Source organism: Nocardia sp. CA-128927 (assembly GCF_050955855.1).
Lineage (GTDB): Bacteria > Actinomycetota > Actinomycetes > Mycobacteriales > Mycobacteriaceae > Nocardia.
Map to the genome: position 1 here is coordinate 6,718,383 of NZ_CP192087.1, position 13,304 is coordinate 6,731,686.

At 66.1% G+C, this 13,304-nt stretch carries 15 protein-coding genes; 10 read left to right on the forward strand and 5 right to left on the reverse strand.

What is annotated here, in order from left to right; translation table 11 throughout:
- Nucleotides 1–10 precede the first annotated feature (10 nt).
- The gene (locus ACQPW1_RS30750) at nt 11–946 is read right to left on the reverse strand and encodes a phosphoribulokinase (protein ID WP_433655263.1); all 936 of its coding nucleotides are present in this window, start codon (nt 944–946) and stop codon (nt 11–13) included.
- Nucleotides 947–1,121: 175 nt separating this feature from the next.
- Between ACQPW1_RS30750 and ACQPW1_RS30755 the strand changes: the two genes are divergently transcribed.
- Together ACQPW1_RS30755 and ACQPW1_RS30760 are read left to right on the forward strand one after the other, a co-directional pair.
- Nucleotides 1,122–1,790, forward strand: coding sequence for a response regulator (locus ACQPW1_RS30755; protein WP_433655264.1), 669 nt, complete (start codon nt 1,122–1,124; stop codon nt 1,788–1,790).
- 116 nt (nt 1,791–1,906) lie between these two features.
- Complete coding sequence (locus ACQPW1_RS30760; RefSeq protein WP_433665369.1) at nt 1,907–3,055, forward strand: GAF domain-containing sensor histidine kinase; 1,149 nt, start codon at nt 1,907–1,909, stop codon at nt 3,053–3,055.
- On the opposite strand, the gene cbbX is transcribed toward ACQPW1_RS30760, so the two are convergent.
- From cbbX to ACQPW1_RS30775, 3 genes are read right to left on the reverse strand one after another with little or no spacing between them, the layout of a single operon-like run.
- Nucleotides 3,029–4,000 carry a CbbX protein gene (gene cbbX / locus ACQPW1_RS30765; protein WP_433655265.1) on the reverse strand — a complete coding sequence of 324 codons (972 nt, stop codon included), beginning with the start codon at nt 3,998–4,000 and terminating at the stop codon, nt 3,029–3,031. The genes ACQPW1_RS30760 and cbbX overlap by 27 nt on opposite strands.
- A gap of 1 nt (nt 4,001) precedes the next feature.
- Entirely contained in the window at nt 4,002–4,427 is a 426-nt protein-coding gene (locus ACQPW1_RS30770) for a ribulose bisphosphate carboxylase small subunit (protein ID WP_433655266.1), read from the reverse strand.
- Between the two features lie 16 nt (nt 4,428–4,443).
- Complete coding sequence (locus ACQPW1_RS30775; protein WP_433655267.1) at nt 4,444–5,874, reverse strand: form I ribulose bisphosphate carboxylase large subunit; 1,431 nt, start codon at nt 5,872–5,874, stop codon at nt 4,444–4,446.
- A gap of 172 nt (nt 5,875–6,046) precedes the next feature.
- On the opposite strand from ACQPW1_RS30775, the gene ACQPW1_RS30780 reads away from it, so the two are divergent.
- From ACQPW1_RS30780 to ACQPW1_RS30815, 8 genes are all read left to right on the forward strand, one after another.
- Nucleotides 6,047–7,045 (forward strand): class I fructose-bisphosphate aldolase, encoded by a 999-nt coding sequence (locus ACQPW1_RS30780; RefSeq protein ID WP_433655268.1) that lies wholly within the window; start codon nt 6,047–6,049, stop codon nt 7,043–7,045.
- A gap of 3 nt (nt 7,046–7,048) precedes the next feature.
- The gene (locus ACQPW1_RS30785; protein WP_433655269.1) at nt 7,049–7,984 is read left to right on the forward strand and encodes a LysR family transcriptional regulator; all 936 of its coding nucleotides are present in this window, start codon (nt 7,049–7,051) and stop codon (nt 7,982–7,984) included.
- Nucleotides 7,985–7,995: 11 nt separating this feature from the next.
- Nucleotides 7,996–8,343 (forward strand): DUF5313 family protein, encoded by a 348-nt coding sequence (locus tag ACQPW1_RS30790; RefSeq protein ID WP_433655270.1) that lies wholly within the window; start codon nt 7,996–7,998, stop codon nt 8,341–8,343.
- Nucleotides 8,344–8,372: 29 nt separating this feature from the next.
- Nucleotides 8,373–9,443: a class 1 fructose-bisphosphatase gene (locus tag ACQPW1_RS30795; RefSeq protein WP_433655271.1), complete on the forward strand. Its 1,071-nt coding sequence runs from the start codon at nt 8,373–8,375 to the stop codon at nt 9,441–9,443.
- A gap of 16 nt (nt 9,444–9,459) precedes the next feature.
- Entirely contained in the window at nt 9,460–10,344 is an 885-nt protein-coding gene (locus ACQPW1_RS30800) for a phosphoribulokinase (RefSeq protein WP_433655272.1), read from the forward strand.
- Between the two features lie 36 nt (nt 10,345–10,380).
- A complete protein-coding gene (locus ACQPW1_RS30805; protein WP_433655273.1) occupies nt 10,381–10,668 on the forward strand; it encodes a hypothetical protein in 288 nt (95 codons plus the stop codon).
- Nucleotides 10,668–11,000, forward strand: coding sequence for a hypothetical protein (locus ACQPW1_RS30810; RefSeq protein WP_357389695.1), 333 nt, complete (start codon nt 10,668–10,670; stop codon nt 10,998–11,000). The genes ACQPW1_RS30805 and ACQPW1_RS30810 overlap by 1 nt, the downstream gene beginning before the upstream one ends.
- Nucleotides 11,001–11,454: 454 nt before the next feature.
- A complete protein-coding gene (locus ACQPW1_RS30815) occupies nt 11,455–12,486 on the forward strand; it encodes an esterase/lipase family protein (protein ID WP_433655274.1) in 1,032 nt (343 codons plus the stop codon).
- Here ACQPW1_RS30815 and ACQPW1_RS30820 read toward each other — a convergent pair whose 3' ends face one another.
- Nucleotides 12,487–13,302, reverse strand: coding sequence for an alpha/beta fold hydrolase (locus ACQPW1_RS30820; protein WP_433655275.1), 816 nt, complete (start codon nt 13,300–13,302; stop codon nt 12,487–12,489). It abuts the gene before it with no gap.
- Nucleotides 13,303–13,304 lie beyond the last annotated feature (2 nt).

Genomic DNA, 13,304 nt, shown 5'->3' on the forward strand with positions numbered 1-13,304 from the left:
CCTACAGCGCTCACGCGAGCAGGTGATGCAGCAGGACCGTCTGCACTACTGCAAGGGGTGTGCTGTGTTCGTCGGGCCCGACCCGGCCGAGACTCTCCGGTGGTGGGACAGCGGGATCGCCGAGAGCGTGCCAGATCAACTTCTCCACGGCCGCACCGTCTTCGGTACTCGCGTAACCGTGAATGTGCACGCTGTCGACCGGCTTGCCGTCGGTGTCGCGGGCCAGTCGCAGGTGGATCGCCTGGGTGAGTTCGGGTTGCAGGATGGCGGTCAGGTCCGGTTGCTGGATCGTCGGGCGGAGGAGGAGTTCGGCGGATAGCGGGGTGCCTGGCGGGCAGGGTCGGCTTTCGATGGCGGCGAAGCGGACGACGATATCGGCGTGCGCTCGCTGCGGGCGGATGAACTCGGTGGACTCGGGTTCGCTGCGGGACAGTACGGAGAGGACCTGCTCGGCGGTGTATCCGCGAGTAGCGGTGTCGCGCTTGACCTTCCAGCCGCGCCGGATCTCCTCGGACGGGTCGAGGTACACCGTGAGGTCGAAGCAGGCCCGGGCGAGGTTGCTGTGCATCGGCAGCAGACCCTCGACGATCACGAACTCGTTGGGCTCGATGAGTTCTGGGCGGGTCAACCTGCCGGTGTCGTGGTCGTAGACCGGCTTGAGGATCGGTTGCCCGGTGGCGAGCAGTTGCAGATGCTGCCCGAGGATGTCGATGTAGTGGCAGTCCGGATGTAGTGGGGTGAACGGCTTGTCCTGCCGCTCGATTCGGTCGAATCGGTGGTAGTCGTCGGTGGACAGCCAGACGCAGCGGTGTGCGCCCAAGGCCTCGACCAACCCCGCGGTCACGGTCGTCTTCCCTGCCGCACTGTCTCCGGCGATCGCCAGCATGATGGGCCGGCGGCGGGTGTTCCGGCTGGCGCGGAAGATCCGCAGCGTCTTGTCAGCCACGAGTTATCCGCTGCTCGACCGGAATTCGGCAGTGGGCACTACGAGCGGGCATATCCATCCCGGACTCCTCATGGGTCATCCTCAATGCTAGGCGTCGTTCGCGCGCCGCGGTCACCCCGAAACGGGGGGTATACGAGGGGATGGACATGGCCGAAAACCGCCGTATCGTGGGGATATGGTGACGTCCGCCACGGGGCCGGTACGAGTTGTCCTGGTCGACGACCATGAGATGGTTATCGAGGGCCTGAAGGCGATGCTCGCGTCGTTCCACCAACGAGTCGTGGTCGTCGGGCAGTCTGTCGGCGCCGACGACGCGCTGCGCGTCATCACCGATCTCGAACCTGACATCGTCCTCTGCGATATCCGCATGCAAGGCATCAGCGGGCTGGACCTCTGCCGGTCGATGCGCGGGCTCGCCCCGGAACGCAAGGTCGTGCTGCTCTCGGTCTACGACGATGAGCAGTATCTGTTCCAGGCCCTGCGGGTCGGCGCCTCCGGTTACCTGCTGAAGAGCATCAGCAGTGACGAATTGGTGCGGCAGCTGGAGCTCGTGCACGGCGGGTCGACCGCGATCGACCCGGACATGGCGGTACGCGCGGTGGACACCGCCGCCCGCATGCAGCGTGACGAGTTCTGGCCGGGTGCGCGGCAGGGGCTCACCCAGCGCGAGAGCGAGATCATGTCGTTCATGGTCACCGGACTCTCCAACCGCGGCATCGCCACCCGGCTGATCATCAGCGACGAGACGGTCAAGAGCCACCTGCGCTCGATCTACCGCAAGCTGGGCGTCAGCGACCGGACGACCGCGGTCGCGACCGCCCTACGGGAGGGCATCTTCCAGTGACGGCAGCGGGCGATCCGCGCCCGAGGTCCGAATTACCCACGGCAGGTGCGCATTCCGTGCGCGGCCTGATCGATCCGGATCGGGAGACCGATGTCCTGCTGGACGTCGTGCAGGCGATGTCCAGTGGCCCGGCGATCGAGCCGCTGGCCGCCGCCGTCGCCCGGATGATCGTCGCGTCGACCGCGGCGGATGTCTGCTTGGTGCACGTCCTCGACGACTCGGACCGGTCGCTGACCCTCGCCGGTGCGACGCCGCCATTCGATCGGCAGATCGGCCGGGTTCGGCTCGCACTCGGCTCGGGGATCACCGGCTGGGTCGCGAGCCGCCGCCAGGCCGCGGTGATCAGCGAAAACAAGGAGACCGATCCCCGATACCAGCCGATTGCCGCACTGGGCGGCGCGGAATTCACCTCCATGGTGTCGATTCCGATGGAGACCGATCCCGGCGGCCTGGTCGGCGTCCTCGATGTGCACACGATCGAGCGACGCGAATTCAGCGACCACGACATGGAATTGCTGCTGCTGCTCGGCAGGCTCGTCGCAGGCGCGCTACAACAGGCCAGGCAGCATCGGCAGCTCGCGGCACGCGAACGAGCCCACGAAGACTTCGCCGAGCAGATGATCGCGGCGCAGGAACTCGAACGGCGCCGGTTGGCCAGCGACATTCACGACGGCATCTCGCAGCGACTGGTGACCCTCGCCTATCGTCTCGACGCCGCGGCGCGCGCGGTAGTCGACGACCAGGTGGAGGCGTCCGAACAACTCGACAAGGCAAGGGAATTGGTCGAGCTGACATTGCAGGAGGCGCGGGCCGCGATCAGCGGACTCCGGCCGCCGGTGCTGGACGACCTCGGCTTGGCGGGTGGGCTGGCCAGCCTCGCCAGATCGATACCGCAGCTCGATCTGGAGCTCGAACTCACCGACCATCGGCTGCCCGAGCACATCGAGCTCGCGCTGTATCGCATCGCCCAGGAATGCCTGCAGAACGTTCTCAAGCATGCCGACGCGAGGGTTGCCTCGCTGCGTTTCGCGGTGCACGACGAGGTGGCTCGGCTCGAAATCGCCGACGACGGAATCGGTTTCGATACCTCCGAACGACCGCTCGGCGCCAACGAGATGGGCGGCTACGGGTTGCTGTCGATGGCCGAGCGCGCCGAACTCGTCGGTGGGCGGCTGAGCATCCGATCGCGACCCGGCTCGGGGACAACCGTCACGGTCAAGATTCCACTGGCTGCCGAGTCACCGAAACACCCTGCTGGCGAGTAGATCTGCCGCCTCGATGGTGGTGAGGGCGGCCAGGCCGACCTCCGCGTCCTCGCCTGCGACCAGTCGCCGTGCGTGACGCAGCCGGGCACGTTCGACCGCGTTGCGGACGCTGCGCGCATTCGCGAACCACGGCTGTCCGATGCGATGCTCCAAGTACTGACGCAACGCGATTCGCGCCTCGTCGGAGAACGTATAGCCGAGCTGACCCGTCATCAGACAGGCGATCTCCGCCAACTCCCCCACCGTGTAGTCCGGGAACGAAATGTGGTGTGCGATCCGGCTTTGCATGCCGGGGTTGGCGGAGAAGAACACGTCCATCTTGTCGGCGTAGCCCGCCAGGATCACCACGAGATCGTCACGGTTGTTCTCCATCACCTGCAGCAGGATCTCGATCGACTCGCCGCCGTAGTCACGCTCGTTCTCCGCCTTGTACAGGTAGTAGGCCTCGTCGATGAACAAGACACCGCCCATCGCCCGCTTGATCACCTCCCTGGTCTTCGGTGCGGTGTGGCCGACGTACTCGCCGACCAGGTCGTCGCGGGTGACGCTGACCAGGTGCCCGCGGCGCAGGTAGCCGAGCCGGTGCAGCAGGTCGGCCATCCGCAGCGCGACGGTCGTCTTGCCGGTGCCCGGATTGCCGGTGAAGCACATGTGCAGCGTGGGTTTCGGTGCGAGCACACCGAATCGGGCTCGCATCCGATCGACCAGTAGCAGCGCGGCGATTTCGGCGATGCGGGTCTTCACCGGGGCCAGACCGACCAGGCGCGTGTCGAGTTCGCCGAGCACGTCGTCGATGCCGGACTGGCGCCGGGCCGCGGCGAGGTCGACCACGGCGTCGGCGGGCAGGAAATCGGGCGCGGGCGCGTCCGGGTCCGGTTGTGGCCCAACGGCACTGCCGGGCCACGAGCCGAACGGCGTACGGCTGCCGACGGGGGCGTCGGGCATGTCAGGTGCGCGCGTGTCGGCCGCCGACCGGCCGCTCGGTCGCGTACGCGAAGGTGGTGTAGGAGATCCGCCGGTCCGCGCCCTCGGTCCGGTCGAGGCGGAAGCCGGGTTCGGCCGCGGGTCGCTGCACGATGAACGAGAACGCCGTGGTCTGCCTGCACAGCCGGGCATCGTAGGCGTTGAGACGCACGTAGAGATCCGGATGTGTTGTCCGGCAAGCATTTACCTCGAGGAGCACACCGGCGGCGTCCGCCAGATCGAACATCGGCAGCCCCCACATCTCCCAGTAGATGTTGCGTGGGTGCGGGTCGTCGGTGAATTCGACCGACAGCGGCCACTTGTTGTCCAGCGCATAGTTGATCTGCGCGGTGATCTCCTCGTCGGTGAAGTCGGGCAGGTAGGAGAAGGTGCCCTGGGTGATGCGCATCGTCGCTGTCCTTCCGTCAGACCGCGGTCGGGGTCGCGACAACGTCTGGGGTGTCGGTGGATTCGTAGTTGAAGGTGATGTCGCCCCAGGTCGCCAGTGCCGCGTCCAGCGCGCGATTGCGCGAGGCCGCCTTCCGCAGGATCTCGGGGCCCTCCTTGAAGAAGTCGCGACCCTCGTTGCGCGCCTTGACCATCGTCTCGAGCGCGACCCGATTCGCTTCCGCGCCCGCGGCAATGCCCATCGGGTGGCCGATCGTGCCGCCGCCGAACTGGAGCACGACGTCCTCGCCGAGGTAGTGCAGCAGCTGATGCATCTGACCCGCGTGGATGCCGCCCGACGCGACCGGCATGACGCCCGGCATCGAGGCCCACTCCTGGTCGAAATACAGGCCTTTCGCCGGATCGGCCGCGATGCTGTCCAGTCGCAGGGTGTCGTAGTAGCCCGCGATGACGTGCGGGTCGCCCTCCAATTTGCCGACGACCGTGCCCGCGTGCACGTGGTCGACGCCGGCCAGGCGCATCCATTTGGCGATGACCCGGAAGCTGACACCGTGCGACTTCTGCCGCGTGTAGGTGCCGTGACCGGCGCGGTGCAGGTGCAGCAGCACGCCGTTCGCCCGCGACCAGTTGGCCATCGACTGGATCGCGGTGTAGCCGACCGTCAGATCGATCATCACCACGATGGAGCCGAGTTCCTTTGCCAGCGTTGCCCGTTCGTACATCTGCTCCATGGTGGCCGCGGTGACATTGAGGTAGTGGCCCTTGATCTCGCCGGTAGCGGCCTGTGCGCGATTGACGGCCTCCATGCAGAACAGGTACCGATCGCGCCAGCGCATGAACGGCTGGGAGTTGATGTTCTCGTCGTCCTTGGTGAAGTCGAGTCCACCGCGCAGGGCCTCGTAGACGACGCGCCCGTAGTTGCGGGCGGACAGGCCGAGCTTCGGCTTGGTGGTCGCGCCGAGCAGTGGACGGCCGAACTTGTTGAGGTGTTCGCGCTCCATCACGATCCCGTGCGCGGGGCCCTGGAACGTCTTCACGTAGTGGGTCGGGATGCGCATGTCCTCGAGCCGCAGCGCCTTGAGTGGCTTGAAGCCGAAGACATTCCCGATGATCGAGCTGGTCAGGTTGGCGATCGAACCTTCCTCGAACAGGTCGATGTCGTAGGCGATCAGGGCGATGAACTGGCCCGGCGTGTTCGGGACCGGTTGCACGCTGTAGCACTTGGCCTGGTAGTGCTCGAAGCTGGTGAGCCGGTCGGTCCAGACCACCGTCCACGTCGCGGTGCTCGACTCCCCCGCGACCGCGGCGCCCGCCTCCTCCGGCGGCACCCCCGATTGCGGGGTGATCCGGAAGGCGCACAGGATATCCGAATCCTTCGGCACGTAATCCGGCTGCCAGTAACCCATTTCGGCGTACGGGATAACCCCGGCGTTCCAGCGGTCTGTCATGGTCGGAATACTCCTCGCGGATAATGAAGCTGTCTATTGAGAGTTTTCCGCGATTACTTCAGTGATTACTTCATGATTCGCGTCCTCATCGAAGCCACCCGTCTGGGTGATGTGTAATCGGCTGCCCGCTCGTAGATTTGATCCTTGTCGAACCGATCGGGAGGACATGCAGATGCGCACGTGCCGGGATATTGCGACCCAGTTGCTGGCGCCCGGCAAGGGGATACTGGCCGCCGACGAAAGCATCGGCACCATGTCGGCACGGCTGGTGAAAGCCGGTGTCGAAGGGACAGCGGAGAATCGGCGCGCTTATCGGGAACTGCTGGCGACCACGCCCGATCTCGCGGACGGCGTCTCCGGCATCATTCTGTGCGACGAAACGCTCAATCAGCGCTGCGGCGACAGTATTCCATTCGCCGAGGCACTGCGCGCTGTCGGCATCTTGCCGGGCATCAAGGTCGACACCGGGGCGAAAGCCTGTCCAGGCCTGCCCGGCGAAACCGTGACCGAGGGCCTCGACGGCCTGCCCGCCAGGCTCGCCCACTACGTCGAACTCGGGGCGAGGTTCGCGAAATGGCGTGCGGTCTACACGATTACCGATAGCACGCCGACTCCCGGCGCCATCGCCGTCAACGCGTCCGCCCTCGCTCGGTACGCCGCCGCCTGCCAGGAAGCCGGATTGGTGCCGATCGTCGAGCCGGAAGTGGTGATGAACGGCAACCACTCCCAGCTCCGTTGCGCGGAGATCACCGCCGCCGTGCACGCGGAGGTTCGCGCGGCGCTCGCGCTGCTCGATGTCGACCCGGCGGGGATGGTGCTCAAGCCCAACATGATCGTCGAAGGCGCGGACCACCCCACTCGAGCCGTACCGGCCGATGTCGCCGCGGTGACCGGAAAGGTGTTGCAGGCCTGGCCCGATGACCTCGCGGGCGTCGCTTTCCTCTCCGGCGGACAGGAACCCGAACGCGCCACCGCGAATCTCGCGGCGCTCCAACATCTGCGCACCCCGTGGCCGTTGACCTTCTCCTTCGGCCGCGCGCTCGTCACGCCGGCGCTGCTGGCCTGGCGCGGCCATGCCGACAGATACGCCGACGGCCAGGCCGCGCTCGCCGAGCGGGTGCGCGCCAATGCCGCGGCGGTGCGGTCGCGCACCGAACTCCAGCGCACCTGACCGATGACGACCAACGCCCGACTACGCGCGCTCATCGAACTGGATGCCGCAGGCTCGGTGCGTGGTGCGGCCCAGCGGCTGGTGGTCACCGAATCGGCGGTCTCCTCGGCGGTGAGCGCGCTGAGCGCCGAGGTGGGCACCGCGCTCGTGGATCGGCACGGTCGCGGCGTTCGGCTGACGCCCGCCGGGCTGACCTACGTCGACTTCGCGCGCCGCATCATCGGATTACACGACGAGGCGGTTCTCGCCGCGCGCGGACGGGCGGATCCCGAGCAGGGCTCGATTCGGATGGCGGCGGTGGTCACCGCGGGCGAGCTGCTGATACCCGCACTGCTCGCCTCATTCCGGGCCAAGCACCCCGGCGTGGTGCTGCGGCTCGAAGTCGCTCCCGGACGGCGCATTTGGCCGCTGCTGACGCAGCACGCGGTCGATCTCGTGGTCGCCGGTCGCCCGCCGGCCGATCTCCGGAATGCGTCGGTGCGGGCCGTTTCCGTCAACACGTTGGTCGTCGTCGGTCCGCCGGATATCGCGACGGAATTCGACCTCGCACGCACTACCTGGCTATTGCGGGAACCTGGTTCCGGCACTCGGGAGACCACCGCATCATTGTTGCGCGAACTCGACGTAGCGCCGGCACAATTGATGCTCGGATCACATGGATCGGTCGTCGCCGCGGCCGTGGCCGGACTGGGCGTCACTCTTGTTTCCCGCCAATCCGTTCGCCGCGAATTGGATTCCGGCGCACTCGTCGAAATCGACGTGCCAGGAACGCCGTTGCACCGGCCGTGGCATGTCGTCAGCCAAACGGCGGCGACAGCATCCACCGAACTTCTGGTCGCGCATTTGACCGCGCATCGCGAATTGGGTTGGCACCCCCCGACTGCCACCCCGCAGGGGGATGGAATCGCCCGCACGAAAGGGGATGCTCGACGATTATGAAGACTCCGACAATGCGGCAGCGAATTGCCTACAACCTCGGCCGCGAACTCCCGTCCTACCTGCACGACTGGGTGCTGCACGACTTGACCGGACCATTTGCCATGGAACGGTATCTGGTTCGTTTCATCGTGCCGTTCATTCCGCTGTACGGATTCGTGCTGCTCTTTCCCGGGCCGATGCACATCAAGTGGCAGATGATCGTGATCATGGCGGTCCCGATGGTCATCTTCACGGTGGCGCACAGCTACGTATGGCGGCGGTTCCGGCTCACCCAGCACGGCTTGGATCCGGGGATTGTCGATCGCAGCAAGAGCACCGCGTACGAGAAGGAGCGGTATCGGATGCGGTACGGGCACTAGCGATTTCGGAACTCCAGGAGGTGCGGGCCATGCTCGCCGATCACACGACGCTCGTGCAATTCCTCATCGAGGAGCGGCGGCGTCATCCGAGCGCCAGCGGCGACTTGAACGGGCTGATACTCGAGGTCGCACTCGCCTGCAAGGCCATCGCGAATCGGGTCGCCATCGGTGCGCTGTCCGGCGTGCTCGGTGCCGCGGACCGGACGAATGTGCAGGGTGAGGTGCAGCAGAAGCTCGACATCATCGCGAACGACTACTTTCTGCGCGCCACCGAGTGGAGCGGGCAGGTCGCGGGGATGGTGTCCGAGGAGCTGGCGGAACCGTATGTGCTGCCGTCCGGATACCCGCGAGGGAAGTACCTGCTGTTGTTCGATCCGCTCGACGGGTCTTCCAACATCGACGTGAATGTCTCTATCGGCAGCATCTTTTCGATCCTGCGCGCGCCCAACCCCGGCGTGGACGCGATCACCGCGGACTTCCTCCAGCCCGGCACCGCGCAGGTGTGCGCCGGGTACGCGATCTACGGTCCGTCGACCATGCTGGTGCTGACGGTCGGCACGGGCGTGCACGCCTTCACGCTCGATCGGGGGCTTGGCGAATTCATCCTCACCCGCCCGATGATCCAAATCCCGCACACCGCTGCCGAATTCGCGATCAACGCGTCGAATCAGCGCTTCTGGGAACCGGCCGTACAGCGCTATGTCAACGAATGCCTGGCGGGCAAACCGGGTCCGCGCGGTAAGGACTTCAACATGCGGTGGATCGCGTCGCTCGTCGCCGAGACGCACCGCATCCTCACCCGCGGCGGCGTGTTCCTCTACCCCCGCGATTCGAAAGACCCGACGCGACCGGGGCGGCTGCGGCTGCTCTACGAGGCCAATCCGATGTCCTTCCTGATCGAACAGGCCGGTGGCGCGGCGAGCACCGGGCGGGAACGCGTGCTCGACGTCGTCCCGGACGGTCTGCACCAACGCATTCCGTTCGTCTTCGGGGCGACCGACGAGGTGGCGCGCATCGACCGATATCACCGCGAGCACAACGACAGTGCCTGCGCCTGGCCGCTGTACGGCGGCCGCGGACTGTTCCGAGCGGCCGGTTGAGGCAGGTCTTGCGCTGATGTCCCGCATGCATCCGATCGTCTCGGTGACCGGTTCGTCCGGCGCGGGCACCACCTCGGTGATGCACACCTTCGAGCAGATCTTCCGCCGCGAGCACGTCGATGTGGCCTTCGTCGAGGGCGACAGCTTCCACCGCTACGACCGGGTGGCGATGAAGACCGCGATGGCCGAGGCACAGGCGCGCGGCGACCATGCGTTCAGTCACTTCGGCCCTGCGGCAAACCTTTTCGATGATCTCGAGGAGTTGTTCCGGCACTACGGCGAGACCGGGTCCGGCAAGATCCGCCGCTATCTGCACGACGCCGAAGAGGCGAAACCGTATGGCCAGCAACCGGGTACGTTCACGCCGTGGGAGGAGCTGCCCGCCGATTCCGACATGCTGTTCTACGAGGGACTACACGGCGCGATCGTCACCGACGAGGTGGACGTCGCCCGGCATGCCGACCTGCGCATCGGCGTCGTCCCGGTGATCAACCTCGAATGGATCCAGAAACTGCACCGCGACAAGATGGTTCGCGGATACACCTCCGAGGCGGTCACCGACACCATCCTGCGGCGCATGCCCGACTACCTCAACTACATGTGCCGGCAGTTCTCCTGCACGGACGTCAACTTCCAACGCGTCCCCATGGTGGACACCTCGAATCCGTTCATCGCCAGGACGATTCCGACGGCCGACGAATCCTTCTTGATCATCCGATTCCGCGACCCGAACAACATCGATTTCTCCTACCTGCTCGGCATGCTGCACGACTCGTTCATGTCGCGGCCGAACACCATCGTCTGCCCCGGCGGCAAGATGGACCTCGCGATGCAGCTCATCTTCACCCCGATGATCCTGCGTCTGCTCGACCGCCGCCGCGCCGAACTCGGCGCGCGCTGACCCACCTATAGCCACCAGGCGTAATACGCGCGTATTATGGCTGGTGTGGGTTTCGAGTGGCCTGATTGGGCGTTGGACATGCTCATCGGGATCTCTCCGAACGAGGTGATGCAGGTGCTGACCAAGCAGCGACGATGGCCACGGCGTGGCCGGGGCACTGCGGGCATGGAGATGCTGACGATCTGGGGCCGGACGGCCGCGGGTCGACCGCTGATCGTCGGCCTGCGCCAGGCCGAGCCCTGGCAATGGCAGATCGTCGCCGCCCGAACGATGAGCCCGGAGCAGGTAACCGAGTTCGAAAAGTGGGAACAGGAGAACCAGTGATGGGCGACAACAACTTCCCCGCCACCCCCCAGGGGGTGGACGAGTTGATGGACAGCCTCGTCTTCGACGACGCACCGGTGCGCGAGGCCGACGTGCCGCCGCCGATGGCGCCCGGCGAAGACATCATGGTGGTGCGATCCCTGCGCATACCCCTCGACATGGACCAATCCATCAAGGCCGAAGCCCAGGCCCGCGGCATCACCATGAGCGAACTCATCCGCGACTGGCTCGCCGTCGAACTCGCGGCCCTCGCCGACGACCAACCCATCTCCCGCGCCGACGCCTTGCGCGCCCTCGCCGGTGTCCGCCCCATCCACCATCGCGCCAGCTGAACCCTCCGGCCCGCGGTCGACGGCACACCGCTGCCTCGCCGCCCCGCAGCTAACCCACGCGGGTTGCGTGATCTCCAGCGAGATCCGCACCCTCTCTCGGGATCTGCTCCTGCTTTAGGGCCCTATTCCGAGTACGGATCCCGAGACAGGGTGCGGATCTTCTGCGACTCGCGGACCTGCGCAACAACGTGCGTTCGACAGTGCTGAACTGGTGAAACGTTGCGTGAACTGTGGGTGAGGAAAGTTTCGACCGTACGTGCTGATTCGCACGTCGACCGGCCGTGCGCTCTTACCGGTCGGCCGTGACCATCGCGGCGTGAAAGTAGTCACGGCTAATTCCTAGCGAATTGCCTCTAATCTTCCTTCAACTGGTCGTACGACCAGTTTCTATTCCAATAGCAGTCCCCCTCTACACACCTGTGCCTACAGCACCCCTCTTCCTAGGAACCAGCAAATGAGAAGCATCCTCCGTTCGTCGCGCAGCATCGCGGCGATCATGGCAGCCGCGATTGTCGGATTAGGGCTCAATGCCGCGGTGGCCGTTGGGGATCCGGGCCCGGTCTCGGAAACGCACGCCGCCGACACCGTCGGGTACGGCCCGGTGCTGACCGACGAGGCCGCGGCCTTCGCCTACGGACTCGTCAATCCGGACGTCGCTCCGCAAGGGTCCAACAACTGGGCCTGCAAGCCCGACGACGCGCACCCGCGCCCGGTCGTGCTGGTGCACGGGACCTGGGCCAGCGCGTTCGGCGCCTACTCCTACATGTCCCCGCAACTCGCCAAGGCCGGCTACTGCGTCTTCACCTTCAACTACGGCCGCGCCAATGTCGCGGGCGCCGGGCTCAACCAGCCCACCATCGGCGCCACCGGCTACATCGAGGACTCGGCGAAACAGCTCGCGGTCTTCGTCGACCGGGTCCTCGCCGCAACCGGGACGGGGCAGGTCGACATGATCGGCCACTCCCAGGGCGGCGTAGTGGCACGCCAGTACCTGAAGTTCGACGGCGGCGCGAACGCCGATGACCCGGCGGCGAACAAGGTGAAGAAGCTCATTACCTTCGGCGCCACCAACCACGGCACCACGCTCAGCGGTCTGGGCAGCCTCCTCGGTGTCTTCAAAAACACGATGGGACTTGATCTTTCGACGCCGACCGAGGCGCTCATCGGCCACGCGGGCATCCAGCAGCTCATCGGATCGCCGGTGCTCGCCGAGCTCAACGAGGGCGGCGACACGATGTCCGGCGTCGAGTACACGATCGTCGCGGACCGCTACGACGAGGTGTCCAGCCCATTCACCCGTACCTACCTGGCGGCCGGTCCCGGCGCGACGGTCGACGATGTGCTCCTGCAAGACGGCTGCGTTCAGGACATCTCCGACCACAACTCGATGCTCTACTCGCCCCGCGCGGTCTCCCTCGCGCTGCGCGCGCTCAACCCGGCGACCCACCCCGCGCCGGTCTGCTCGATGAACCCGTGGCTGCTCTGATCAGTTCCGACCGAGCCAGCTTCTGATCTCGTCGGTCAGCGGAATCGGGGCGTCGTATTGCATGAGATGTCCCGAGTCACTGATCAACCGGAGCGTCGCGCCGGGGATGAGATCGGTCAGTTTATGGGCTAGGGCAGCGGGGATCCACGTATCCTCGCTGCCCCACAGCACGCGGACCGGGAGGTCGATCTCGCCGAGTCGCCGCTCGTTTTCCGCCAGGAAGCGTTCGTCGTAGTCGGCTATCTGGCGATAGAAAGCCGGTTGCCCGTCCGCTCCTGTCCAGGGTGCGACCAACGCGTCGAGGTCGTCCTCGCGCAGACCGCGATGACTCGCCCCCTGGATGTGCGCCCGCACAATCGCGGCGTGGATGTAAGCGGGTAGCTGCCCGAGCAAGTCGGGGTTCTCCTGCACGAACTGGAAGAACGGCGATCCGCTCGGCGGAATGGCGACGACGTCGACGAGCATCAGCGACCGGTACGGCACGCCGTGGATCAGATGCGCGCGCAGTGACACCGCGCCACCGAAGTCGTGCGCGATGACGTGCGGGCGATCGAGCCGCCAGTGTTCGAGCAAAGCGGCGAACGCCGAGGTCTGACTGCCGAAGTCGACGGCATCCTCGGGCCGCTTCGACGATTGCCCGTATCCAGGCATGTCCCATACGTAAACGGTGAAATCGCCGCTCGAGGCCTCGGCGAAGGGCTGCCACAGCAGCGACGACCACGGGGTGCCGTGGCAGAACACGACGGCCGGGCCCTGCCCGACGCTCCCCCACGCGATCTGCCGCCCCTGCCATTCGAAACGTTCCGAGAGGTCCATAA

Bases quoted from the DNA above. Each gene is read 5' to 3' on its own strand.
- ACQPW1_RS30780 (WP_433655268.1), top strand. From the start codon at position 6,047: ATGCGCACGTGCCGGGATATTGCGACCCAGTTGCTGGCGCCCGGCAAG.
- ACQPW1_RS30785 (WP_433655269.1), top strand. From the start codon at position 7,049: ATGACGACCAACGCCCGACTACGCGCGCTCATCGAACTGGATGCCGCA.
- ACQPW1_RS30760 (WP_433665369.1), top strand. From the start codon at position 1,907: ATGTCCAGTGGCCCGGCGATCGAGCCGCTGGCCGCCGCCGTCGCCCGG.
- ACQPW1_RS30805 (WP_433655273.1), top strand. From the start codon at position 10,381: ATGGCTGGTGTGGGTTTCGAGTGGCCTGATTGGGCGTTGGACATGCTC.
- ACQPW1_RS30755 (WP_433655264.1), top strand. From the start codon at position 1,122: ATGGTGACGTCCGCCACGGGGCCGGTACGAGTTGTCCTGGTCGACGAC.
- ACQPW1_RS30810 (WP_357389695.1), top strand. From the start codon at position 10,668: ATGGGCGACAACAACTTCCCCGCCACCCCCCAGGGGGTGGACGAGTTG.
- ACQPW1_RS30815 (WP_433655274.1), top strand. From the start codon at position 11,455: ATGAGAAGCATCCTCCGTTCGTCGCGCAGCATCGCGGCGATCATGGCA.
- ACQPW1_RS30800 (WP_433655272.1), top strand. From the start codon at position 9,460: ATGTCCCGCATGCATCCGATCGTCTCGGTGACCGGTTCGTCCGGCGCG.
- ACQPW1_RS30775 (WP_433655267.1), bottom strand. From the start codon at position 5,874: ATGACAGACCGCTGGAACGCCGGGGTTATCCCGTACGCCGAAATGGGT.
- ACQPW1_RS30795 (WP_433655271.1), top strand. From the start codon at position 8,373: ATGCTCGCCGATCACACGACGCTCGTGCAATTCCTCATCGAGGAGCGG.
- ACQPW1_RS30770 (WP_433655266.1), bottom strand. From the start codon at position 4,427: ATGCGCATCACCCAGGGCACCTTCTCCTACCTGCCCGACTTCACCGAC.
- cbbX (WP_433655265.1), bottom strand. From the start codon at position 4,000: ATGCCCGACGCCCCCGTCGGCAGCCGTACGCCGTTCGGCTCGTGGCCC.
- ACQPW1_RS30820 (WP_433655275.1), bottom strand. From the start codon at position 13,302: ATGGACCTCTCGGAACGTTTCGAATGGCAGGGGCGGCAGATCGCGTGG.
- ACQPW1_RS30790 (WP_433655270.1), top strand. From the start codon at position 7,996: ATGCGGCAGCGAATTGCCTACAACCTCGGCCGCGAACTCCCGTCCTAC.